This window comes from Mycolicibacter arupensis (assembly GCF_002086515.1).
Lineage (GTDB): Bacteria > Actinomycetota > Actinomycetes > Mycobacteriales > Mycobacteriaceae > Mycobacterium > Mycobacterium arupense.
This window is the reverse complement of the sequence record NZ_MVHH01000005.1, coordinates 21,605-43,132: the sequence shown is the minus strand read 5'-3', so window position 1 is coordinate 43,132 and position 21,528 is coordinate 21,605. Positions and strand designations below refer to the sequence as shown.

Below are 21,528 nucleotides of genomic sequence, written 5' to 3'. Positions count from 1 at the left end.
CCCGGCGATGAACCGAGTGTGCGGCCTGGCCACGCTGATCCCCCTGGGAACCGCGCTGGCAGGGACGCCGGCCGCGCACGCAGAGGGCGTCCTTACCTGTCAGTTCAGCGTCGCCAAACCGTTCGTCTACTCCGTCGACGGGGCCGACTACATGGGCAGCCGCGTCGACGTCACCGACTGCCACACCGATCGACCCGGGACCGCGCTGGTGATTCAGATGCATCTGACCGCCTCCGGCGCCCCTTTGGAGCTTGCCGGGCCCTCACACACGCTCAGCTACCAGGAGACCCGTGAGGTGCACAACGGCGACAGCTTCTCGTTGTCGTTTCCCAACGACGACCAGCTGATGCCGCTCTACCCAGGCGTCTATGGTGCGAAAGTCTCGGCGCATGCTGACCTTGCGGGCCAGGCGCAGGCCGCGGATCCCGAATTCTCCGACTATCAGTGCAGCACCTGGGACTTCCCAGGGCTCTCCTGCACACCGGCGAACCACAATTGAACCTTGACGTAACCGACGAGCCTTATCCTGTCTTGTCATGGCTACCGCCAAGGTCGAACGACTCCTGAATCTCGTGATCGCGTTGCTGGCCACCCGCAGCTACCTCACGGCCGAGAAGATTCGGGCCACCGTGGTGGGCTACGGCGACAGCCCCAGTGACGACGCGTTCTCCCGGATGTTCGAACGCGACAAGAACGAGCTGCGTGACCTGGGCATTCCCCTGGAAACCGGGAAGGCCTCCGGGTTCGACACGGTAGAGGGCTACCGGATCAACCCCGACACCTACGCCCTGCCCGCCATCGACCTGACCCGCGAAGAGGCAGCCGCAGTGGCCGTCGCGGTGCAGCTGTGGCAGTCACCGGAATTGCGCGCCAACGCCGAGGGCGCGGTAGCCAAACTGCATGCCGCCGGTGTCGAAGTGGATTCGACTCAGGCAGATGTTTTGGTGACACCGCCCACGGCGCTGCAGGGCATGCATCGGGCTGAACCGGCACTGGGCGCGTTGACCGATGCCGTCCAGGCGGGTCAGGCGGTGCAGTTCGAGCACCGGCCCTCGCCGGTCGAGCCGTACGTCACCCGCACCGTCGAGCCGTGGGGTGTGGTCACCCACGCCGGTCGCTGGTATCTGGTGGGACACGACCGTGACCGCAACGCCGTGCGCACCTTCCGGCTCTCGCGGATCGGGCCCGAGGTGCGGCCGATTGGGCCGCCCGACAGCGTCACGCGACCCGAGGTCGCCGACCTGCGCGTGATCGTCGCCGAGGCAGTCGGCGACGCCCCCAGCGGTGTGCAGGCTCGGATCTGGGTTGCCGACGGGCGGGCGGTGGCGCTGCGCCGCGCCGGCAAGGTGCTGGCCCGTGAGCTGCTGGCCGGCCGCGACGGCGACGTCATCGGCGTGGACATGGGAACCCATGATCGGCTGGCCCGGGAAGTAGCCGGATACGGGACCGATGCCGTCGTCCTGGAACCGGCATCGTTGCGCGATGACGTGTTGGCGCGGCTGAGTGCCCGGGTGGGGGAGGTGCCGGTATGACGCAGCTGTCCAAGCGGCTGGTCCGGCTGTTGAACATGGTGCCCTACCTCAAGGCCCGCCCGGGTATCACCAAGGCGCAGGCCGCCGCCGAACTCGGGGTGAGCCTGAGCCAGTTGCAGACCGATCTGGAGCAGTTGGTGATGTGCGGCCTGCCGGGATACGGGCCCGGTGAGCTCATTGACGTGACGTTCTACGACGATCGCCTCGACGTGTTCGAGTCCGCGGGAGTGGACCGTCCCCTGCGACTGACGTCGCGCGAGGCCACGGCCATGCTCATGGCGTTGCGCACCCTGGTCGACATGCCTGGAATCGTCGACCCGCGCGCCGCCCGCAGCGCGATAGCCAAGGTCGAGGAGGCGGCAGGAGCCGCAGCACCGGCGCCGCCCGCTTCGGCGGCGAGTGACGAATCGGCGGCCGATGTGGTCCGCGACGGTGTGCGTCGCCGCCGCGCATTGGGCATCGACTACTACGCCGCGTCGCGCGACAGCGTGTCGCACCGAGTCGTCGATCCGATTCGTGTGGTGCTGATCGGAAGCCACAGCTACCTGGAGGCATGGTGCCGCGAATCCGAAGGAGTGCGGCTGTTCCGGTTCGACCGCATCGATGAGGCCCGCCTGCTCGACGAGCCGGCCGCGCCGCCGGAGCCTGCGCGCCACGCCGAGACCGATACCTCGTTGTTCGACGCCGATCCGTCGTTGCCGGTCGCCACGGTGCGGCTGGCGCCGTCGGCGGCATGGATGTTCGAGTACTACCCGATGCAGGCGATCGGACAACTGCCTGATGGCTGGATGGAGGCGCAGCTGACGTACGCATCCGAAGAATGGCTGACCCGGCTGCTGCTGGGATTGGGTGACGAGGTGCAGGTGGTGGCGCCGGAATCGCTGGCGGTGGCGGTGCGTGACACAGCGTTGGGGGCATTGGCGATGTATGAGCAGGTACGCCGTTGACCCTGTACACCCTCGAGACCCTGGTGGCCGACATCGCCTTTCTGGCCCTCATGGTGGGTGTCGTGGTGGGGATCTTCTTCCTGGTCAAGGCCAAGGCGAAACGTTCTGCTCCCTCACCCCTGGCTCCCGACTGGTATCCCGACCCTGCGGACGGCGCACTGCTGCGCTACTTCGACGGTCAACGCTGGACCGGGGCCACCCGGCGACGGGATGCACCGCCGGAGTCGTGAGCTGCGGTAGCATCGTGGCGACGTCTGGAGGTAACCAAAGTGAACGCATTAGGACCGTCGCATCTGGCGATCCTCGCCGTCGCCGTGGTCATTCTGTTCGGCGCCAAGCGACTCCCCGAAGCGGCCCGCTCGCTCGGTAAGTCCTTGCGCATCTTCAAGTCCGAAGTCCGCGAGCTGCAGAACGAGAGCAAGCCGGATTCGACTGCCACCTCGACCACCGTCGCGTCCGAGCGGGTCGATCCGCCGGGCGGCCAGTCGGCGTAACCCGGTCCCGCCGTCGCGGCGACCGCGTCCCATTCGACTGTGCGCAATCTCGGAGTTCTGCGGCGGCTGGATCCGCGGCAGCGGCGCAGCCGTGCCAATCCCGACGGGACGATGTCCCTGGTCGATCACCTGCGGGAACTGCGCACCCGGCTGCTGATCTCGATGGCAGCCATCGTGCTCACCACGATCGTCGGCTTCATCTGGTACACCCAGCCACTCTTTGGCCTGGAGAGCCTCGGTGAGTGGCTTCGCCAGCCGTATTGCGAGCTGCCGGCCTCGGCGCGCGCCTCGATCGCTCCCGACGGGCAGTGCCGGCTTCTGGCCACGGCGCCGTTCGACCAGTTCATGCTGCGCCTCAAGGTTGGCCTGGCCGCCGGAATCGTGCTGGCCTGCCCGGTGTGGTTCTACCACCTGTGGGCGTTCATCACCCCGGGGCTCTACCGCAAGGAACGGCGCTTCGCGGTGGCGTTCGTCGTGTCGGCGGCGGTGCTGTTCGTCACCGGCGCCATCCTGGCCTATCTGGTGCTGTCCAAGGCACTCGGATTTCTGCTGACGGTCGGCAGCGATGTCCAGGTGACCGCGTTGTCGGGCGAGCACTATTTCGGTTTTTTGCTGAACCTGCTCGTGGTGTTCGGCATCAGCTTCGAGTTCCCCCTGCTGATCGTCATGCTCAACATGGTCGGCGTGCTGAGCTATGCCCGGCTCAAGGAGTGGCGGCGGGGCCTGATCTTCGCCATGTTCGTCTTCGCCGCGTTCTTCACACCCGGCTCAGACCCGTTCTCGATGATCGTGCTGGGCTGCACCCTGACCCTGCTGCAGGAATTCGCCATTCAGATCGCCCGAGTGCACGACAAGCGCAAGGCCAAGCGTGAGTCGGCCGGTGCGCTCTCCGACGACGAGGCCTCACCGATCGACGCGCCCGCTCCGGTCACCGCGCCTCATGAGTGATTCGCCACAGCAACCCGGGGGCAGCGAGCTGAGCCGGTTCGCTGCCGAACTGCCCTTCGGGCTGGACGGTTTCCAGCGCCGGGCCTGCGCGGCGCTGGAGGAGGGGCGGGGCGTGCTGGTGTGCGCGCCCACCGGTGCCGGCAAGACCGTGGTCGGTGAGTTTGCCGTGCATCTGGCCCTTGCCGGCGGTGGAAAGTGCTTCTACACCACCCCGATCAAGGCGCTGAGCAACCAGAAGCACACCGACTTGGTGGCCCGCTACGGCAAGGACCGGGTGGGGTTGCTGACCGGCGATCTTTCGGTCAATTCCGGCGCGCCGGTGGTGGTGATGACCACCGAGGTGCTGCGCAACATGCTGTATGCGAACTCTCCTGCCCTGCAAGGTCTTTCTCACGTCGTGATGGACGAAGTGCACTTCCTGGCCGACCGGATGCGCGGCGCGGTGTGGGAGGAGGTCATCTTGCACCTGCCCGAGGAGGTGCGGCTGATCAGTCTGTCGGCCACGGTCAGCAACGCCGAGGAGTTCGGTGGCTGGATTCAGACCGTGCGCGGCGACACCACCGTCGTTGTCGACGAGCATCGGCCGGTGCCGTTGTGGCAGCACATGATGGTGGGCAAACGGCTGTTCGACCTGTTTGAGTCGCGGCCCGACGCGGGGGCTGGCGGGCGACCGCGCGTGGACCCTGCCTTGCTGCGCCACATTGCGCATCGCCGCGAAGCCGACCGCCTCACCGACTGGGGCAGCGCCCGGCGAACGCGGCACGGCGGTTCCTCCGGCCGGATCGACCGGCCCACCTACCGGCCCCCGATGCGTCCCGATGTGATCGCGGTGTTGAACTCGGCGGGGCTGCTGCCGGTGATCACCTTCGTGTTCTCTCGGGCCGGTTGCGACGCCGCGGTCAAGCAGTGCCTCCGTTCCCCCCTTCGGCTGACCACCGAAGCCGAACGGGCCCGGATCGCCGAGGTGATCGACCACCGCTGCGGTGATCTGGCCGACGACGACTTGGACGTTCTGGGCTACTACGAGTGGCGCGAGGCGCTGCTGCGCGGCCTGGCCGCCCACCACGCCGGCCTGCTGCCGGTGTTTCGCCACACCGTCGAAGAGCTGTTCGCGGCGGGTCTGGTCAAGGCGGTGTTCGCCACCGAGACCCTGGCTTTGGGCATCAACATGCCGGCCCGCACCGTGGTGCTCGAACGGCTGGTGAAGTTCAACGGCGAGCAGCACGCCGCACTGACCCCGGGGGAGTACACCCAGCTGACTGGGCGCGCGGGCCGGCGCGGCATCGACGTGGAAGGTCATGCGGTGGTGCTGTGGCACCCCAGCGAAAGCACTGCCGACCCCGATCAGGTGGCCGGACTGGCCTCTACCCGAACCTTCCCGCTGCGCAGCTCGTTCGCGCCGTCGTACAACATGACGATCAACCTGGTTCAGCACATGGGTCCCGAGCAGGCCCACCAGCTGCTGGAGCAGTCGTTCGCGCAGTTCCAGGCCGACCGGTCCGTGGTGGGTTTGGTGCGCAGCGCCGAGCGGGGAGAACGCACCCTCGACGAGATCGCTGCCGAGATCGGCGGTCGCGACTCGGCGGTACTGGACTACGCCCGGCTGCGGGCGAAGATCTCCGAACGCGAACGAGCCCAGGCGCGCGCCTCGCGTCTGGCCAGGCGGCAAGCTGCCGGCGAGGCGTTGTCGGCGCTGCGCCGCGGCGACATCATCACCCTCAGCAACGGTCGTCGCGGCGGGCTGGCGGTGGTGCTGCAGGCCGATCGGGAGTCCGACGAACCGCGGCCCCTGGTGCTCACCGAGCATCGTTGGGCGGGCCGGATCTCCTCGGCGGACTACTCCGGCGCCGTCCCGCCCCTGGGCACCATGAGCCTGCCCAAACGTGTGGAGCACCGCCAGCCGCGGGTTCGCCGCGATCTCGCCTCCGCGTTGCGGTCGGCGGCCGCCGGCTTGGTGGTGCCCAGCTCGCGCGGCCGTCGCGGCGACAACGCGCACGACGGCCCGGTGGATCCGGAGCTCGCGGCGCTGCGCCAGCGCATGCGAGACCACCCCGTTCATGACATGGCCGACCGGGAAGTCCAGGTGCGCGTCGCCGAGCGGTACCTGCGCGTCGAGGCCGACAACGCGCAGCTGCGCCGCAAGGTCGAAGCTGCCACCAACTCGCTGGCACGGACCTTCGATCGCATCGTCGGGTTGTTGTCCGAACGCGGCTTCATCAGCGACGGCTCGGGGGAGGGCGACCCCACGGTCACTGACGACGGCCGGATGCTGGCCAGGATTTACAGCGAGAGCGACCTTTTGGTGGCCGAATGCCTCCGTAGCGGGGCGTGGCACGGCCTCAAGCCCCCGGAGCTTGCTGCGGTGGTGTCCTCGGTCCTCTTTGAGACGCGTGGCGCGGACGGCCCCGGCGGACCGCCGACCCTGCAGGCACCCACCGAGCCGGTGCGCCGGGCCCTGCAACAGACGCGCAAGCTCTCGGCGGCGTTACGTGCCGATGAGCGCCGGCACGGGATCAATCCGACCCGGGAGCCCGACGACGGATTCGTCGCGGCCGTCTATCGGTGGGCGCGCAGCGGTGACCTTGCCTCGGCGCTGGCCGCTTCGGACGCGGCCGGTGGCGGTTCGCCGCTGTCGGCGGGGGATTTTGTGCGATGGTGCCGTCAAGTGCTCGACCTGCTGGATCAGCTGCGCAACGCGGCGCCCAGCCCGGAGTTGCAGGCCACAGCAAAACAGGCGATCGACACGGTTTTGCGCGGCGTGGTTGCCGTTGACGCCGGGTAGGCTGGTCCGGGCGCTACGGTGAGAGCCGGCGGTGATCAGCACCCGCTACGCGAGAGGACTTGAGGAACAACGATGAGCGGACCGCAGGGATACGACCCGACGCAGCCGTGGCAGCCTCAGCAGCCCGGCCAGCCCGAGGACCAGCCGGGCACCGGACAGGGTCCCGCGACCGGCGCTGAGCAGCAGTGGCAGCCCCCGGCCTACACGCCGCAGCAGTACCCCCAGTACCCGCAGCAGGGCGGCTATCCCGCTGCGCCACAGCAATATCCGGGTTACCCGCAGCCCGAGCAGTATGGTCAGCCGGCCGCCTACGGCCAGCCCGCCCAGTACGGTCAGCCCGCTGCCTATGGCCAGCCGGGTCAGTACGGGCAGCCCGGCCAGCCCGGGCAGTACGGTCAACCCGGCCAGTACGGCCAGTACCCGCAGCAGCCGGGTCAGTACCCGGCGCCGGGCACCGCGACCAAGCGGTCGTCGGGTGTGGTCGGACCCGTGCTCGCGGGATCGGTCGCCATCGCTGTCCTGGTGCTCTTGGTGCTGGGCTTCTGGAAGCCCGGCTTCTTCGTGACCACCAAGCTCGACATCGACAAGGCGCAGGAAGGCGTGCAGCAGATCCTGGCCGATCAGACCAATGGCTACGGCGCCAAGAACGTCAAGGATGTCCGGTGCAACAACGGGCAGAGCCCGGTGGTCAAGCAGGGTGACACGTTCAACTGCGAGGTCAGCATCGATGGAACCAAACGCCAGGTGACCGTCACCTTCCAGGACAACTCGGGCACCTACGAGGTCGGCCGGCCCAAGTAGGCGGCCCGCGCCAGCCGGCGGTTAGTCCGGCAGTGCGTCCAGGGCTCGCTGGAGCCGGGCGATCGACGACCCCACCCCGTACCGCTGCGCCAGCTCGGCCACCCGCGCTGGATCGGCGGCCACCCGGGGCAGTGTGTCCGACGGTGTCGACAATGTCACCGGGGCGTCGGTGACGACCCGCACCACCGGACCAGCGGCGTCGATGTAGTCCCGGCCCGCCTGGATTTTCGCTCGAACACCTTTGGCCAACGCAGATCCCGGGTCCGCGGCTGCGTCCAGCACCGCCGCCAGCGAGCCGTATTGGGTCAGCAGGCCGGCCGCAGTCTTCTCGCCGATGCCGGGCACGCCGGGCAGGCCGTCGGAAGGGTCGCCGCGGAGCAGCGCCAGCTCGGCATAGGCGGCTCCGGCCCGCTCCACCGGCAGGCGATAGTGCTCGGCCACCTCGCCGGGCCCCCACAGGGTGGCCCGAGCCAGCCCGCGACCCAGATAGAGCACCGACACCTCGACCGGCTGCTCGGTGACCACCTGCAGCAGATCGCGATCACCGCTGACCACGATCACCGGATCGCGCCGTTCGGCCGCCGCCAGGGTGCCCAGCACGTCGTCGGCCTCGAACTCCGGCGCGCCGCCGGTGGCGATCCCGAAGGCCTCGAGCAGTTCGGCGATCATCTCCACCTGCGGGCTCAGGTCGTCGGGCACCTCTTCGATGTCGGTGGCATCGGCGGCATCTGCCGAGGCCTCCTCGGCCACCCGGTGCGCCTTGTAGGACTCGACGAGGTCCACCCGCCATTGGGGCCGCCAGTCCAGGTCCAGACAGACCACCAGCCGGTCGGGCCGCTGACGGGTGATCAGCGTGGCCACACTGTCGAAGAAACCGCGAACCGCGTTCACCGGCCTACCGTCGGGCGCGGTGATCGAGGAGGGCACCCCGAAGTAGGAGCGGAACCACATACTAGCGCCGTCGAGCAGCAACACGGGAGCAGACACGGCGTCCAGCCTATTTGGCCCGTTAGCCTGATGGCGTGACTCCCCGGTTCGACAGCAGCGTCTACGCCCACCGACTGGCCGCCGCGGCCGCCGCCGCCGCGAAAGCCGGCCTGGCCGGCCTGGTGATCACGCCCGGCTACGACCTGCGCTATCTGATCGGCTCCCGGGCCCAGACATTCGAGCGCCTCACCGCCCTGGTGTTGCCGGTCTCGGGATCGCCGACCGTGGTGGTGCCGCGCCTGGAGCTGGCGGCGCTTCGGGAATCGGCGGCGGCCGACCTCGGGATCGCGATGCGCGACTGGGTCGACGGCGAGGACCCGTACCGGTTGGTCGCCGAGGCCCTGGGCGGTCCGGCGGCGGTGGCGGTCACCGATTCGATGCCCGCTCTGCACCTGTTGCCCCTGGCCGACGTGCTCGGCACGACACCGGTGTTGGCCACCGGGGTCTTACGTGATCTGCGTATGGTCAAGGACCCCAGCGAGATCGACGCCCTGCGCAGGGCGGGCGCGGCCATCGATCGAGTGCACGCCCGGGTACCGGAGTTCTTGGTGCCCGGACGCACCGAAGCTGACGTCGCCGCCGATATCGCCGAGGCGATCGTGGCCGAAGGCCACTCCGACGTCGCCTTCATCATTGTGGGTTCGGGTCCCAACGGCGCCGACCCGCACCATGAGTGCTCCGACCGTGTGCTGCAGGCCGGTGACATCGTCGTGGTGGACATCGGCGGTCCGGTCGAGCCGGGGTACAACTCCGACTCGACCAGAACCTACAGCCTGGGCGAGCCTGATTCCGTTGTCGCACAGCGGTATTCTGCCCTCCAGGAGGCCCAGCGCAGCGCGGTGGCCGCTGTCCGGCCCGGAGTGACGGCCCAGCAGGTCGACGCGGCGGCCCGCGATGTCCTGGCGCAGGCGGGCTTGGCGGACTACTTCGTGCATCGCACCGGGCACGGTATCGGCCTGTCGGTGCATGAGGAGCCGTACATCGTTGCGGGCAATGACGACGAACTCGCCGTGGGAATGGCGTTCTCAGTCGAGCCCGGGATCTATTTTCCCGGCCAGTGGGGAGCCCGGATCGAAGACATCGTGATCGTCACCGCCGACGGGGCGGAGTCGGTGAACAATCGGCCCCACGACCTGGTGGTGGTGCCGGTGCGCGAATCGGCCGGTTAGCGGTCGCCGCGGTCGAGCAGGTCGGATGAGCCCAACACCCGTTCCACCTGGACTTCGATCACGACGCGTTGCGGATTGACCCGCGGAGTGCGGTAGCGCTGGGCGTACCGCAGCTCGGCGTCACGAACGGCCGCGGGGGCGTCGCTGACCGTCGAGCTGCCCTCCAGTGAGAGCCAGCGGGCCCCGTCGACCTGGCTGAGCACCGCAACCCCTGCCCGCTCGGCGTTGACCGCCTTCTGCGAACCACCCGTGGTGATCACGCGGGCGATATGGGTTTTCGGATCGAAGGTGAATCCCACCGCAACCACGTGCGGTGAGCCATCGGACCGCAGGGTCGTCAGCATCGCCAGGTGGCGTTCGGTGAGAAACGCCAACGCGTCACTGGTCAGTCGAGTCGTCGCGTTCGCCATCACCGCCCACGCTAGCGCAGGCGATAATCACAGCCGTGAACGACACGGTTGACGGGCCGGTGGTGATTTTCGGTGGCCGCAGCGAGATCGGCGCCGAGCTGGCGCAGCGGTTGGCGCCGGGGGCGACGGTGGTGCTGGCCGCGAGGTCGGCCGATCGGCTCGACGCCGAGGTGGCGGCGGTGCGGGCCGCGGGGGCCGCGGCGGTGCACACGAAGGAGTTCGACGCCGACGACCTCACCGGCCATGCCGCGCTGGTGGCGTCGATCATCGAAGAACATGGGCCGATCGGCACCGCCGTGCTGGCCTTCGGCGTCCTGGGCGATCAGGCCCGCGCCGAGGTCGATGCCGCACATGCGGTGGCCGTCGTGCATACCGACTATGTGGCGCAGATCAGCCTGCTCACAGAGCTGTCCGTGGCCATGCGGGCCGCCGGCCGCGGCCAGATGGTGGTGTTCTCCTCGGTGGCGGGCGTGCGCGTGCGCCGGGCCAACTATGTCTACGGTTCGGCGAAGGCCGGCCTGGAGGGTTTCGCCAGCGGGCTCGCCGATTCGCTGCACGGCACGGGAGTGCGGCTGCTGATCGTACGGCCAGGTTTCGTGGTGGGCCGGATGACGGCCGGTATGGATCCGGCACCGTTGTCCAGCACTCCGCAGCAGGTGGGTGCGGCGGCAGCCCGGGCGCTGCGTCGGGGCCGTCGCAGTGTGTGGGTGCCGTGGGCCCTGCGCCCGTTGTTCACGGTGCTCAAGGCATTGCCGCAAACCCTCTGGCGCCGGATGCCCCGTTAACATCCCCCCGCGGGGGCGAGAGTCGGGCGTCTCGTACGATATGGACGTGATCCGACATACCTGGCGGGTCGAAAAATATGAAGAATTTCCGGTTAATTCTCTTAACTATTCGACATGACAGGATCTAGAGTCGAAAACCATGGACGATCGCAAAAAAGACCCCTCGGTCGTGCTGCCGTACCTGGTCGGACGGCCGCTTCCTGCGACAGAGGTATACCAAGCCTTCGGTTACCGGAAATCCGCCTACTACAAGGCCGCCCACGAAGGACGTCTGATCACCGCGGACAACCTGATCAAGGTGGCCACCCACTTCGGACTGAACGCGGTTGATCTGCTGGTCCGCTATGGGCTCATCACCCTGGACGCGGTGGCAGACTTCGTCGACGCCGAGCAGCCCAGCCCCGCGCTGCCCAAGCTCGCCGATCTGTACCCCATCGCTAACCGCCCGCCGCTGTAACAAACGCGCGCGTCAGGGGTAGGTTCGCGGTCATGGCCCCCACTTTCGCCCAGATCGCCAAGTCTGACTACGTGCTGCTCACCACGTTCACCAAGGATGGGCGGCCCAAGCCCACCCCGGTATGGGCCGCACCCGACGGTGATCGCCTCCTGGTGATCACGCAGGAGTCGTCCTGGAAGGTCAGAAGGATCCGCAACACGCCGCGCGTCACCCTGGCGATCTGCGATGTGCGGGGGCGCCCCAAGAGCGAGCCGATCGAAGCCGTTGCCACCGTGTTGGACAAAGCCGACAACGGGGCCGTCTATTCAGCCATCGGCAAGCGTTACCCGCTCATCGGTCCGGTGTTCAACTTCTTCAGCAAGCTGCGGGGCGGCATGCGCACCAATATCGGCCTGGCGCTCACCGCGGCCGAGCCGGCTGCCGGCTAGACCGAAACACCCGCGCCGCCGGCTGCGGGGCCGATCCCGAACCGTCACGACACAGTGCTCAAGTGCTCGCCGAAGAATGCGAACACCCGCTCCCAGGCATCCGCGGTCGCGGCCTCGTCATAACCGAAACCTGCGATGCGGATCAGTGGCTGGGCCGGCAACTGGTTGGCGAAGCTGTGCCCCGCCCCCGGATACACCTTGATGTCGTGCTCGATGTTCTTGCCCTCGACCACCTGACGGAGCCGGTCAGCGGCGCCCTTGCCCATCAGGTCGCGGCCACCGAAGCTGGCGACGATGGGGCAGGCGCCGTCCAGGGTCTGCTCCAGGTGCCGGGGCAGAGGGACACCGTAGAACGGAGCAGCGGCGCCGAATCCCCTGGACGACAGGATCAAGGCGAACTGGCCGCCCATACAAAAGCCCGCGATCCCTACCGCGCCCGAGCACTCCGGCATGCCCAGCAGCTGGTCTCGGGCGGCCAGAATGTCCTCGAGGGCGCGCCCGCGCTGGGTCAGCAGGTCCCGAAACACGCGGGTGATGCAGCGCGCCCGGCCACCGCGGGAGTACAGGTTCGGCGACAGCGCGAGATAGCCCGCGCTGGCGACGCGTTCGGAGATAGCCTGCATATCCCGGCCATACCCGATCGCGTCGTGGATCAGCACCACGCCGGGCCACGGCCCCGGCCCGTCCGGAACTTCCAGCAGGGCGTCGAGGGGACCGGCGGGCGCCTCGAGTCGGATGATCGTCATCGCCTCAGTATTGCGGCCCGACCGTCCCCGCGACAGGCATGGAACCACCTTCCCGGCCCGCACGTTGATAGGGCATGGTGAGCGCTGTGCTGAGGTTCTTCGGGCTGTACGTCGTGGTCGAGGTGGCGGCGGTTGCCGCCTTGATCTGGGCGTTCGGTTTCGGCTGGACCACGCTGCTCCTGCTGGGCGCGTTCCTGGCCGGGTTGATACTGGCGAGCGCCCAGCTCAAGCGCCAGATCCATCGGTTACGCAAGCCCGCCGATCCCGGTGTGCTCGCCGACAGCGGGCTGGTCACGGCCGGCACCGTGCTGGTCCTGGTTCCCGGCCCGGTCACCACCGTGCTGGGTCTGCTGCTCCTGGCACCCCAGACCCGAGCTGCCGCCCGCCCCCTGCTGGCCGCGGTGGCCGCCACGGCGCTGGGCCGGCACACCCCGCTGCTGGCGGCCGCCACGATCGGCCGCCAGTGGTACAGCAGCCGGCGGGTGCCCGGGAGCCGGGCCGACTACATCGACGCCGAGTGGCTCGATGTCACTGACGACACCGAGGGGCCCCAGCGCGCCCTCCCGGTCGGCTGACCCGCAGCCAGCGCCGACCCGTACTTTCTACGTCGTGACAGTTGTGACCGCCAGACCTGCGTCCTTACTGCTCGGGGGGCGAGTCCACAGCCCGAGTCATCCCGATGCCACCGCCATGGCAGTCCGGGATGGGCTGGTGGTGTGGCTGGGCAGCGACGATGTCGGCCGCCACCAGTTCCCGCAGGCCGAGGTACACGACCTAGAGGGGGCCTTGGTCACCCCGGCCTTCGTCGACAGCCATGTCCACGTCACCGAGACCGGGTTGTGCCGCACCGGGTTGGACCTTCGGCCGGCCACCTCGGCACGGCACTGCCTGCAGTTGATCGCCGAGTACGCCGCAGCACATCCGGGGGAGCCGATCCGGGGACACGGTTGGGACGAGTCCGGCTGGACCGACGCAGCGGCCCCCACCACCGAGGCCCTGGACGCGGTGGTGGGGGATCGGCCTGCGTATCTGTCACGCGCCGACGTCCATTCCGCGCTGGCCTCGACCGCGCTGCGCAACCTGGTACCCGGGCTGCCCGCGGGAATCGACGCGCAAGCCCCGCTGTCCGGAGACGAGCACCACCTGGTCCGCGCCGCGGCCGGCACCCTGCTCACCGCGGCCCAGCGCGCCGAGGCACGGGTCGCGGCTCTGGACGCCGCGGCCGCTGCCGGGATCGTCGCGGTGCACGAGTGCGCCGGCCCGGACATCGGCGGCCTCGACGACTGGCAGGAACTGCGCACGTTGAGCCACGGGGGCCACGGAGTCGAGGTCATCGGCTATTGGGGCGAACCGGTCCGCACCGCAGCTCAGGCACGCGCACTGATCGAGGCCACCGGCGCTCGCGGGCTCGGCGGTGATCTGTTCATCGACGGGGCACTGGGCTCGCACACCGCGTTGCTCCACGAGCCTTACGCCGATGCCCCCGGCTGCACCGGGGTGTGCCATCTGGACACCGACGCGGTCACCGCCCACCTGTGGGCCTGTACCGAGGCAGGGGTGACCGCCGGATTCCACGTGATCGGCGACGCCGCGGCGGCATCGGTGGTCGAGGCATTGGAACGGGTGGTGGCGAAGTTCGGGGTCGCCGCGGTGGCTCGCTGCGGGCACCGACTGGAGCATCTGGAGATGGTCGACGCCGAGCAGGCCGCCAAACTGGGGTCCTGGGGCGTGATCGCCAGCATGCAGCCCGCTTTCGACGCCCTCTGGGGCGGCGAAGACGGCATGTACGCCCAACGGTTGGGCCTCGAGCGAGCCGCCGGGATGAACCCGTTTGCGCTGTTAGCATCCCAAGGCGTGCCCCTCGCGTTCGGCTCCGACAGCCCGGTGACCTCGCTGGATCCCTGGGCGGCGGTACGCGCCGCCGCACATCACCGCACCCCGGGACGGGCGGTGTCGGTGCGGGCCGCGTTCGCGGCGTCGACGCGGGGCGGCTGGCGCGCCGCCGGGATCAACGACGGCATCACCGGCACCCTGGTTCCGGGCGCTCCCGCCTCCTATGCGGTTTGGGAGACCAGCACGCTCGCTGTCGAAGCTCCGCGTGACACCGTCCAGCGGTGGTCGACCGACCCGCGCGCACGGGTGCCGGCGCTGCCGGTGCTTGAAGCCGGCGCCAGCCCGCGTTGCCTGCGCACCGTGCACCGTGGCGTGGTCCTTCATGGCTGAGCTCACCGGCACGCCGGCGGCCGAGACCGAGCCCGAACCGGCCACGGAGATCTTCGAGGTGCCGGTCGATGAACCGACCGCCGCCCCCGACCCGGCCGGCCCGAATCGGGTGGAGCGCCTCGGTATCGCCGCGGCCGACCGTTGGGCACCACTGGCCGCTTCGGTGGGCGCGGGCATGCTGTTGCGCTCGAGCTTCCCGCCGTTGAATTGGTGGTGGGCCGCGGTGCTGGCATTCGCACTTCTGGCCTGGGTACTGGTGCGCCGAGAGACCACCATTGCCGGGGGCTTCGGCTACGGCCTGCTGTGCGGCCTGGCGTTCTACGTGCCGCTGCTGCCCTGGGTCGGTGGCCTGGTCGGAGCACTGCCCTGGCTGGCCCTGGCCCTGATGTGCGCGCTGTTTCCGGCGCTGTTCGGCGCGGCCGCCGTGACGGTGCGAGACCTGCCCGGCTGGCCCGTCTGGTTTGCGCTGCTGTGGGCTGCCCAGGAGTGGCTGAAGACGGCCTTTCCGTTCGGTGGATTCCCTTGGGGTGTAGTGGGATACGGCCAGACCGCCGGCCCGCTGCTGCCCCTGGTCGCACTCGGCGGAGCGCCCTTGCTGTCCACCGGCGTGGCACTGCTCGGTTGCGCGGGAGCCGCGTTGACGTTGGAGATCGTGCGGTGGCTGCGCGGTGCACCGACACCCGAATCCACCGATCGTGCGCCCGCGGTGCTGCTGCCCGGGCTGTGCCTGTGTCTGGTCATGCTCACCGCCGTCGTGGTGTGGCCCGGGGTGCGTCGTTCCGGGGTGGGCGCGGGCGACGAACCGACCATCACGGTGGCCGCCGTGCAGGGAAACGTGCCGCGGCTGGGGCTCGACTTCAACGCCCAGCGCCGAGAGGTGCTCGACTATCACGTCCGCGAGACCCTGCGCCTGGCCGAGGATGTCGCCGACGGGCGCGCCCCGCAACCGCTGTTCGTGATCTGGCCGGAGAACGCCTCCGACATCGACCCCGTGACGAACGCCGATGCCGCGCGGCAGATCACCCTGGCCGCGCAGGCGATCGATGCGCCGATCCTGGTGGGCACGGTCCGTGCCGCGCCCGGCTGGACCCGAGACAACCCGGTCGCATCCAATTCGGTGCTGGTGTGGGATCCGCACACCGGGGTGGGGGAGAGCCACGACAAGCGGATCGTGCAGCCGTTCGGCGAGTACCTGCCGTGGCGCGGGTTCTTCCGCCACCTGTCCGATTACGCCGACCGCGCGGGATTCTTCGTTCCCGGCCGCGGCGACGGCGTGGTGCACGTCGCCGGCGTCCCGGTCGGGGTGGCCACCTGCTGGGAGGTGATCTTCGACCGCGCTCCGCGTCAATCGGTGCTCGCCGGCGCCCAGCTCCTGGCCGTACCGACCAACAACGCCACATTCGACCAGACCATGAGCGAACAGCAACTGGCGTTCGCCAAGGTGCGAGCCGTCGAACACGATCGCTACGTCGTCGTCGCCGGTACCACCGGGATCAGTGCGATGATCGCCCCCGACGGCCATGAGCTCGCCCGCACCGCCTTCTTCGAACCCGGCTATCTCGAGGGTCGCCTGCACCTGAAGACCTCGCTGACGCCGGCCACCCAGTGGGGGCCGGCCATCCAGTGGGCGCTGCTCGGAGCGGCCGTTGCGGCCCTGGTCGCCGCCATACGGCAAAATGGAAACTTCATGCGCGTGCGGTTGACGCGACGTCACAACAAACGGGGCCGCACCGGCGCCGATGCGGAGAACGGGAGGAACGGCGCCCATGAGTGAGCGTCCCAGCCTGCACACGTTGGTGGTCATCCCCACCTACAACGAGTTGGAGAACCTGCCGATCATCCTCGACCGGCTGCAGCAGGCCCGCCCCGATGTGCACGTCCTCGTCGTCGACGACGGCAGCCCCGACGGCACCGGCAAACTCGCCGACGAGCGGGCGGCCGCCGACCCGACCCGCATCCACGTGATGCACCGCACCTCCAAAGCCGGACTGGGCGCCGCCTACCTGGCCGGATTCGCCTGGGGCCTGGACCGCGACTACGAGGTGATCGTGGAGATGGACGCCGACGGCAGCCATGCACCCGAACAGCTGTACCGGTTGCTCGACGCCATCGACGCCGGAGCGGACCTGGCGATCGGCTCGCGCTACGTCGACGGCGGGACGGTACGAAACTGGCCGGTGCGTCGGCTGGTGCTGTCCAAGACCGCCAATACCTATGCGCGCGTGTTGCTCGGTGTCGGAATCCACGACATCACCGCCGGCTACCGCGCCTACCGTCGCGGAGTGCTGGAGAAGATCGGCCTGGACGCGGTCGATTCGAAGGGGTACTGCTTCCAGGTCGATCTGACCTGGCGGGCGGTCAACAACGGCTTCACCATCACCGAAGTGCCGATCACGTTCACCGAACGTGAGCTGGGCGTATCCAAGATGAGTGGTTCCAACATCCGCGAGGCCATGGTCAAGGTCGCGCGGTGGGGGATCGGCGGCCGGGTGAACCGGCTGCGCGGCGCCCGCGGCTAGACCGCCGCGGTCGCCAGCGCCTGACGGGCAGAGCCGAGGGCTCAGCCCCGCCGTTTGGTCTTGATCAGCTCAAGGCGCTCCTTGAGCAGCTCCTCGAGTTCCTCGACCGAGCGGCGCTCCAGCAGCATGTCCCAGTGGGTGCGCGGCGGCTTGACCTTCTTCGGCTCGGGCACGTCGCCCTCGAGCAGTGCGCCTTCCATACCGTTCTTGCACATCCAGGTGCCGGGGAGCTCCGCGTCGTCGGCGAAGGGAACCTCGAACTCTTCGCCGTTGTCGGTGCGGTAGCGCGCCATGCGGCGCGGCGCCAGGTCGTGGTTGCGGTCGGTCTCGTAGCTCACGGCTCCCAGCCGACTGCCCCGCAGAACACGATCAGCCATGACCCACTCTCCTTATGCCTATCAATGAAATATGCCTCGCGATGGTCAACGCGAGCGAACCCTGTGAAGTTCCCGGCGCACCCTGGCGCGACCTCCCATGATACCGGGATCGTCGCGGCTTCCGGACTAAGGTGTGCAGACGTGCCACGCAGTCCCCGCCCCCAGCCGTGCCGATGGTGTGGCCGCGACGTGGGAGATGCTGGGATCGGGCGGCGGCGGCAATACTGCCGGCAGTCCTGCCGACAGCGCGCCTACGAGCAGCGCGCCCTGATCGGCAGCGGGAAGACGACCGCGCTGGCACCAGACTCGGTGGTGCTCTCCGCCGACGAGGCGACGGCCCTGTCTGACCGCGTCTACCAGGTGCGATGCGCTGCCGAGGACATCTCCACGGCCTTGGGTGAAGGCGCTCCGCATGAGGAGCTGCGGCATCTGTGCGACATCCTGTTGCAGGCCGTCGATTCGGCCGATCGCTGGCGGTGAGAGTCAGCTGGCGCAGCTGAACAGCTTGCCGGCGTCGGCCGGCGGAGGCACCGGGTGCAGGCAGCCGAATGTTCCGACACCCTCCGGGCTCAACAGCACCGCCGAACGGTGCGCGTAGTTCACGCAGAACAGCCCGACTCGATCCGCCCGGCAGCGGTAGTCGCCGAAGGACAACGCGGAGCCATCGGGCAACTCGGCCCCGTCGCCGTGCACAAACCGCCCCGGATCACCGTGTGCGGAACCCACCTGCAGCGTGTTGCCGCTGAAGTCCACCCAGCCGCCCTTCCACTCGCCGTAGATGTCCTCGGGCTGAGCCGGCGGGTTCACCAGGTCCACCACACAGGCCAGCGCACTGTCGGGCGCTCCGGTATCGGTCATGCAGGCGGTGGCGCGGCGGGGGGTGGCCGACACGGTGAAAGCGACGTCGTCGATCAGGTCGGTGACCTCGCCGTCGCGGGTGGCCTGGTGATAGACCGCGGCATCGACCGGCCGACCGGCCTCGACCCAGGCGATCACGTCGGCGATCGCGGCCCCAGCGGCCGGGGGACCCGCGGGCTTTGCCGACGACGACGTCACCGACGTCGAGGGCGGCGCTGACGTGGATGTGGCGGCAGTGGACGTGGTCGGCTCCGGCTCGCCGACCTTGGCGCCCGAACATCCGGCGACCAACAGCAGGACGGCGATCAGCCCGGTGAGACGCATGCCGTTAGGCTAACCGGCGCTGCTCACGCGGTGGTCCAGCCTCACCTCTCCTGCGTCGAGGTTCGCTAACCACCGGGCCCACGCGGTGGTCCAGCTTCACCTCTCCTGCGTCGAGGTTCGCTAACCACCGGGCCCACGCGGTGGTCCAGCTTCACCTCTCCTGCGTCGAGGTTCGCTAACCACCGGGCCCACGCGGTGGTCCAGCTTCACCTCTCCTGCGTCGAGGTTCGCTAACCACCGGGTGATTCGCTACCGTTCGGCTCATGCATAAAAACCCTGTGCAGGCCACCATCACCAGCGGCATTGTGGAGGGTTTCGCCCGTGACGGGGTGCGCCGATGGCGATCCATCCCATACGCGCGCCCGCCGGTGGGCCCGCTGCGGTTCCGGGCGCCCCAGCCGGCCGAGCCCTGGTCCGGGGTGCGCCACTGCCACGGATTCACCCAATGCGCGCCGCAGGAGCGCTATTACACCCTGCTGGCACCGGGCCGGTTCCAGCCCACCAGCGAAGACTGCCTGACCCTCAACGTGACCGCGCCGGAGGACACCGAGACGGGCCCGCTTCCGGTCATGGTGTTCATCCACGGTGGCGGCTACATCATGGGCAGTTCGGCCACCCCCATCTACGACGGCGCCGCCCTGGCCCGGCGCGGATGCGTCTTCGTATCGATGAATTATCGGCTGGGCGCGCTCGGATGCCTGGACTTGTCCTCGCTGTCCAACGCCGATGTCACCCTGGACAGCAACCTGTACCTGCGCGATCTGGTCCTTGCGCTGCGCTGGGTGCGGGAGAACATCGCGACCTTCGGCGGCGACCCCGACAACGTCACGATCTTTGGCGAGAGTGCGGGCGCGCACGCCGTCGCGACCCTGCTGGCGGTCCCGGCAGCGGAGGGCCTGTTCACCCGCGCGATCGCCGAGAGCCCGGCGGCTGGACTGGTGCGCAACAACGAGATTGCCGCCGCGTTCGCCGAACGATTCGCGGCGTTGCTGGGAGTACGTCCCTCCGACAGCGCCCGGGCTCTGCTGCGGGTGTCGACGTCCGAGCTGCTGGCCGCCCAGGACCGGCTGATCGCCGAGGGCAACCGAGACATGTTGGGCGCGTTTCCGATCGGCCCAGTCTGCGGGGACGACGTGCTGCCAGTGGATCCGGTTGAGGCGATGCGGACGGGTTCCGCCCATCGCGTTCCGCTGATCGTGGGCAGCAACGCCGATGAGGGGCGGTTGTTCACCCGGTTCCTGCGGATGCTGCCCGTCGACGAACCCTCGGTCGAGGCGGTCCTGGCCGGTGCCGGCGACGGGGTGCGCGACCGCATCATCGCCGCCTACCCGGACTATCCGAAGCGGTCGGCCTGCATCCGCCTGGGCGGCGACTTCGCCTTCAACGCCGCGGTGTGGCAGATCGCCGAAGCCCATGGCGCCCATGCACCCACCTACGTCTACCGGTATGACTATGCGCCACGGATGTTGCGGTGGGCGGGGATGGGCGCCACGCATGCCACCGAGCTGTTCGCGGTGTTCGATGTGTACCGCAACGGTGGATTCGGTCGGCTGCTCACCGCCGGCGCAGACCGCCGGACGGCGCTGCAGGTCAGCAAGCACGTGCAGCGCCGCTGGGGCGCGTTCGGCCGCACCGGGGCGCCGGGCGACGGCTGGCCTGCCTACACCGCTGGGGAGCGGGCCGTCATGGTGTTCGACCGCAGGTCGCGGTTGGAATACGACCCGGCCCCGGAGCGCCGAAAGGCCTGGCAGGGCTTCACGCTGGCCCGCTGAACCTCAGGACCGGGTAACTCGGGTTCCGCCCGCCAGCTCATCGTGCTTGCCCTGCTTTGTCGGGCTACCACTGATCGTCACCGCGATCACGACGTAGGCCACGAAGGCCAGCAGCGGGCCCAGGTAGGGCACGACCGCCAGCAAGGTGAATGAATTGCGCACGGCCGCCTGCGATGACGTCGGCTTCGAGACTCCGTCGGGCCCATGTACTGCCAGGCCCAACAGCCGCTTACCCGGGGTAGCCCCCTGCGACGTCTCGAACAGCACGAAGTAGCCGAACGTCAGCACCCCGGAGAACAGCCCGGTCACCAGGAACGGGTAATCGTCGGAGAACAGAAACAGTGACAGGAAGAACGCCACCACCCCGATCAGCAGACCGTCAATGACGCGGGCCCAAAAACGCCTGCCCAGACCGCCGGGCTGCTGGCCCCAGCCCTGCGGCGGCGGATAACCGCCGGGCTGGCCATATCCGGGTCCGTAACCAGGGCCGTTCGGGCCGAAATCGCCGCTTGCCATCAGATTCGCTCCTGACCACGTTGGATGCTCGCCAATGTACCGTGACGCCCAGGGACGGAAGTGGTTTCTGCGGAGGGCGAAACGCGCAGCGATGTATTTGAGCGCGGTGGTGTTGATCGTCGCAACACATCTGGCGTTCGTCGGCTATGTCGTGGTCGGCGGCTTTATCGGGCTGCGCGCACCACGCACCCTGTGGCTGCATGGTGCTGCGGTCTGCTGGGCGGTGCTGATCGTCGCGGCGCGGTGGGACTGCCCACTGACTTGGCTGGAGCGGCGGGCGCGTACCGCCGCCGGAATGGCGCCGCTGCCGCCGGAAGGCTTTATCGCCCACTATCTGGCCGGGGTGCTCTATCCGGCCACCTGGACCACCGGTATCGACGCCGCGGTGCTGGTGACAGTCCTGGTGTCCTGGGCACTGTGCACGCGAGAAGCCTTGCGCCGCCGACGATACTG

General features: G+C 68.9%; 24 protein-coding genes and 1 pseudogene. 19 read left to right on the top strand and 6 right to left on the bottom strand.

Annotation, left to right across the window (positions count from 1 at the left end):
• Positions 1 to 7: 7 nt before the first annotated feature.
• The 8 genes from BST15_RS04120 (at position 8) to BST15_RS04090 (ending at position 7,504) form a co-directional block, all read left to right on the top strand.
• Positions 8 to 499: a hypothetical protein gene (locus BST15_RS04120; RefSeq protein ID WP_131701176.1), complete on the top strand. Its 492-nt coding sequence runs from the start codon at positions 8 to 10 to the stop codon at positions 497 to 499.
• A 37-nt stretch (positions 500 to 536) separates the two neighbouring features.
• Positions 537 to 1,532, top strand: a complete 996-nt coding sequence (locus BST15_RS04115; RefSeq protein ID WP_046188264.1) for a helix-turn-helix transcriptional regulator — start codon at positions 537 to 539, stop codon at positions 1,530 to 1,532.
• Positions 1,529 to 2,479 (top strand): helix-turn-helix transcriptional regulator, encoded by a 951-nt coding sequence (locus BST15_RS04110; protein WP_046188265.1) that lies wholly within the window; start codon positions 1,529 to 1,531, stop codon positions 2,477 to 2,479. The genes BST15_RS04115 and BST15_RS04110 overlap by 4 nt, the downstream gene beginning before the upstream one ends.
• On the top strand, positions 2,476 to 2,709 hold the full coding sequence (locus tag BST15_RS22350) for a DUF2510 domain-containing protein (RefSeq protein ID WP_052751377.1): 234 nt from the start codon (positions 2,476 to 2,478) through the stop codon (positions 2,707 to 2,709). Before BST15_RS04110 ends, BST15_RS22350 begins: the two co-directional genes overlap by 4 nt.
• A 39-nt stretch (positions 2,710 to 2,748) precedes the next feature.
• Positions 2,749 to 2,973, top strand: coding sequence for a Sec-independent protein translocase subunit TatA (gene tatA, locus BST15_RS22345; RefSeq protein ID WP_046188266.1), 225 nt, complete (start codon positions 2,749 to 2,751; stop codon positions 2,971 to 2,973).
• A 39-nt stretch (positions 2,974 to 3,012) separates the two neighbouring features.
• Positions 3,013 to 3,921, top strand: coding sequence for a twin-arginine translocase subunit TatC (gene tatC, locus BST15_RS04100; RefSeq protein ID WP_046188267.1), 909 nt, complete (start codon positions 3,013 to 3,015; stop codon positions 3,919 to 3,921).
• On the top strand, positions 3,914 to 6,703 hold the full coding sequence (locus tag BST15_RS04095; RefSeq protein ID WP_046188268.1) for a DEAD/DEAH box helicase: 2,790 nt from the start codon (positions 3,914 to 3,916) through the stop codon (positions 6,701 to 6,703). The genes tatC and BST15_RS04095 overlap by 8 nt, the downstream gene beginning before the upstream one ends.
• 72 nt (positions 6,704 to 6,775) lie before the next feature.
• The gene (locus BST15_RS04090) at positions 6,776 to 7,504 is read left to right on the top strand and encodes a DUF4333 domain-containing protein (protein ID WP_046188269.1); all 729 of its coding nucleotides are present in this window, start codon (positions 6,776 to 6,778) and stop codon (positions 7,502 to 7,504) included.
• 21 nt (positions 7,505 to 7,525) lie between these two features.
• Here BST15_RS04090 and BST15_RS04085 read toward each other — a convergent pair whose 3' ends face one another.
• A complete protein-coding gene (locus BST15_RS04085) occupies positions 7,526 to 8,491 on the bottom strand; it encodes a 5'-3' exonuclease (protein WP_083070821.1) in 966 nt (321 codons plus the stop codon).
• Positions 8,492 to 8,526: 35 nt separating this feature from the next.
• Here BST15_RS04085 and BST15_RS04080 point away from each other — a divergent pair, with 35 nt between their 5' ends.
• Entirely contained in the window at positions 8,527 to 9,660 is a 1,134-nt protein-coding gene (locus BST15_RS04080) for a M24 family metallopeptidase (RefSeq protein ID WP_046188271.1), read from the top strand.
• On the opposite strand, the gene BST15_RS04075 is transcribed toward BST15_RS04080, so the two are convergent.
• Complete coding sequence (locus BST15_RS04075; RefSeq protein ID WP_046188272.1) at positions 9,657 to 10,070, bottom strand: F420-dependent biliverdin reductase; 414 nt, start codon at positions 10,068 to 10,070, stop codon at positions 9,657 to 9,659. The two genes, BST15_RS04080 and BST15_RS04075, sit on opposite strands and share 4 nt — an antisense overlap.
• Positions 10,071 to 10,105: 35 nt before the next feature.
• Here BST15_RS04075 and BST15_RS04070 point away from each other — a divergent pair, with 35 nt between their 5' ends.
• The 3 genes from BST15_RS04070 (at position 10,106) to BST15_RS04060 (ending at position 11,740) form a co-directional block, all read left to right on the top strand.
• Positions 10,106 to 10,855 (top strand): SDR family NAD(P)-dependent oxidoreductase, encoded by a 750-nt coding sequence (locus tag BST15_RS04070; protein WP_046188273.1) that lies wholly within the window; start codon positions 10,106 to 10,108, stop codon positions 10,853 to 10,855.
• Positions 10,856 to 10,994: 139 nt separating this feature from the next.
• Positions 10,995 to 11,312, top strand: coding sequence for a hypothetical protein (locus BST15_RS04065; RefSeq protein ID WP_046188274.1), 318 nt, complete (start codon positions 10,995 to 10,997; stop codon positions 11,310 to 11,312).
• A gap of 32 nt (positions 11,313 to 11,344) precedes the next feature.
• Positions 11,345 to 11,740, top strand: a complete 396-nt coding sequence (locus tag BST15_RS04060) for a PPOX class F420-dependent oxidoreductase (RefSeq protein ID WP_046188275.1) — start codon at positions 11,345 to 11,347, stop codon at positions 11,738 to 11,740.
• Positions 11,741 to 11,784: 44 nt separating this feature from the next.
• Here BST15_RS04060 and BST15_RS04055 read toward each other — a convergent pair whose 3' ends face one another.
• Positions 11,785 to 12,486, bottom strand: coding sequence for a dienelactone hydrolase family protein (locus BST15_RS04055; protein ID WP_046188276.1), 702 nt, complete (start codon positions 12,484 to 12,486; stop codon positions 11,785 to 11,787).
• A 74-nt stretch (positions 12,487 to 12,560) separates the two neighbouring features.
• Here BST15_RS04055 and BST15_RS04050 point away from each other — a divergent pair, with 74 nt between their 5' ends.
• The 4 genes from BST15_RS04050 to BST15_RS04035 all read left to right on the top strand — a co-directional run bounded on the left by BST15_RS04050 (position 12,561) and on the right by BST15_RS04035 (position 17,228).
• Positions 12,561 to 13,061 (top strand): FxsA family protein, encoded by a 501-nt coding sequence (locus tag BST15_RS04050; protein ID WP_083070820.1) that lies wholly within the window; start codon positions 12,561 to 12,563, stop codon positions 13,059 to 13,061.
• Between the two features lie 115 nt (positions 13,062 to 13,176).
• Complete coding sequence (locus BST15_RS04045; protein ID WP_046686444.1) at positions 13,177 to 14,709, top strand: amidohydrolase; 1,533 nt, start codon at positions 13,177 to 13,179, stop codon at positions 14,707 to 14,709.
• Entirely contained in the window at positions 14,702 to 16,483 is a 1,782-nt protein-coding gene (lnt, locus tag BST15_RS04040; protein WP_083070818.1) for an apolipoprotein N-acyltransferase, read from the top strand. Before BST15_RS04045 ends, lnt begins: the two co-directional genes overlap by 8 nt.
• Complete coding sequence (locus tag BST15_RS04035; RefSeq protein WP_234708324.1) at positions 16,476 to 17,228, top strand: polyprenol monophosphomannose synthase; 753 nt, start codon at positions 16,476 to 16,478, stop codon at positions 17,226 to 17,228. Before lnt ends, BST15_RS04035 begins: the two co-directional genes overlap by 8 nt.
• Before the next feature lie 41 nt (positions 17,229 to 17,269).
• Here the strand turns inward: BST15_RS04035 and BST15_RS04030 are convergent, their stop codons facing one another.
• The gene (locus BST15_RS04030) at positions 17,270 to 17,605 is read right to left on the bottom strand and encodes an RNA polymerase-binding protein RbpA (RefSeq protein WP_046189636.1); all 336 of its coding nucleotides are present in this window, start codon (positions 17,603 to 17,605) and stop codon (positions 17,270 to 17,272) included.
• A gap of 141 nt (positions 17,606 to 17,746) precedes the next feature.
• Here BST15_RS04030 and BST15_RS04025 point away from each other — a divergent pair, with 141 nt between their 5' ends.
• A complete protein-coding gene (locus BST15_RS04025; RefSeq protein ID WP_082103951.1) occupies positions 17,747 to 18,085 on the top strand; it encodes a beta/alpha barrel domain-containing protein in 339 nt (112 codons plus the stop codon).
• A gap of 3 nt (positions 18,086 to 18,088) precedes the next feature.
• Here BST15_RS04025 and BST15_RS04020 read toward each other — a convergent pair whose 3' ends face one another.
• On the bottom strand, positions 18,089 to 18,787 hold the full coding sequence (locus tag BST15_RS04020; protein ID WP_046189634.1) for a hypothetical protein: 699 nt from the start codon (positions 18,785 to 18,787) through the stop codon (positions 18,089 to 18,091).
• Positions 18,788 to 19,050: 263 nt separating this feature from the next.
• On the opposite strand from BST15_RS04020, the gene BST15_RS04015 reads away from it, so the two are divergent.
• Complete coding sequence (locus BST15_RS04015; protein WP_046189633.1) at positions 19,051 to 20,559, top strand: carboxylesterase/lipase family protein; 1,509 nt, start codon at positions 19,051 to 19,053, stop codon at positions 20,557 to 20,559.
• A gap of 3 nt (positions 20,560 to 20,562) precedes the next feature.
• Here BST15_RS04015 and BST15_RS04010 read toward each other — a convergent pair whose 3' ends face one another.
• The gene (locus BST15_RS04010; protein WP_046189632.1) at positions 20,563 to 21,075 is read right to left on the bottom strand and encodes an RDD family protein; all 513 of its coding nucleotides are present in this window, start codon (positions 21,073 to 21,075) and stop codon (positions 20,563 to 20,565) included.
• 34 nt (positions 21,076 to 21,109) lie between these two features.
• On the opposite strand from BST15_RS04010, the pseudogene BST15_RS22525 reads away from it, so the two are divergent.
• Positions 21,110 to 21,481, top strand: a pseudogene (locus BST15_RS22525) (DUF2784 domain-containing protein); the annotation flags it as partial.
• Positions 21,482 to 21,528 lie beyond the last annotated feature (47 nt).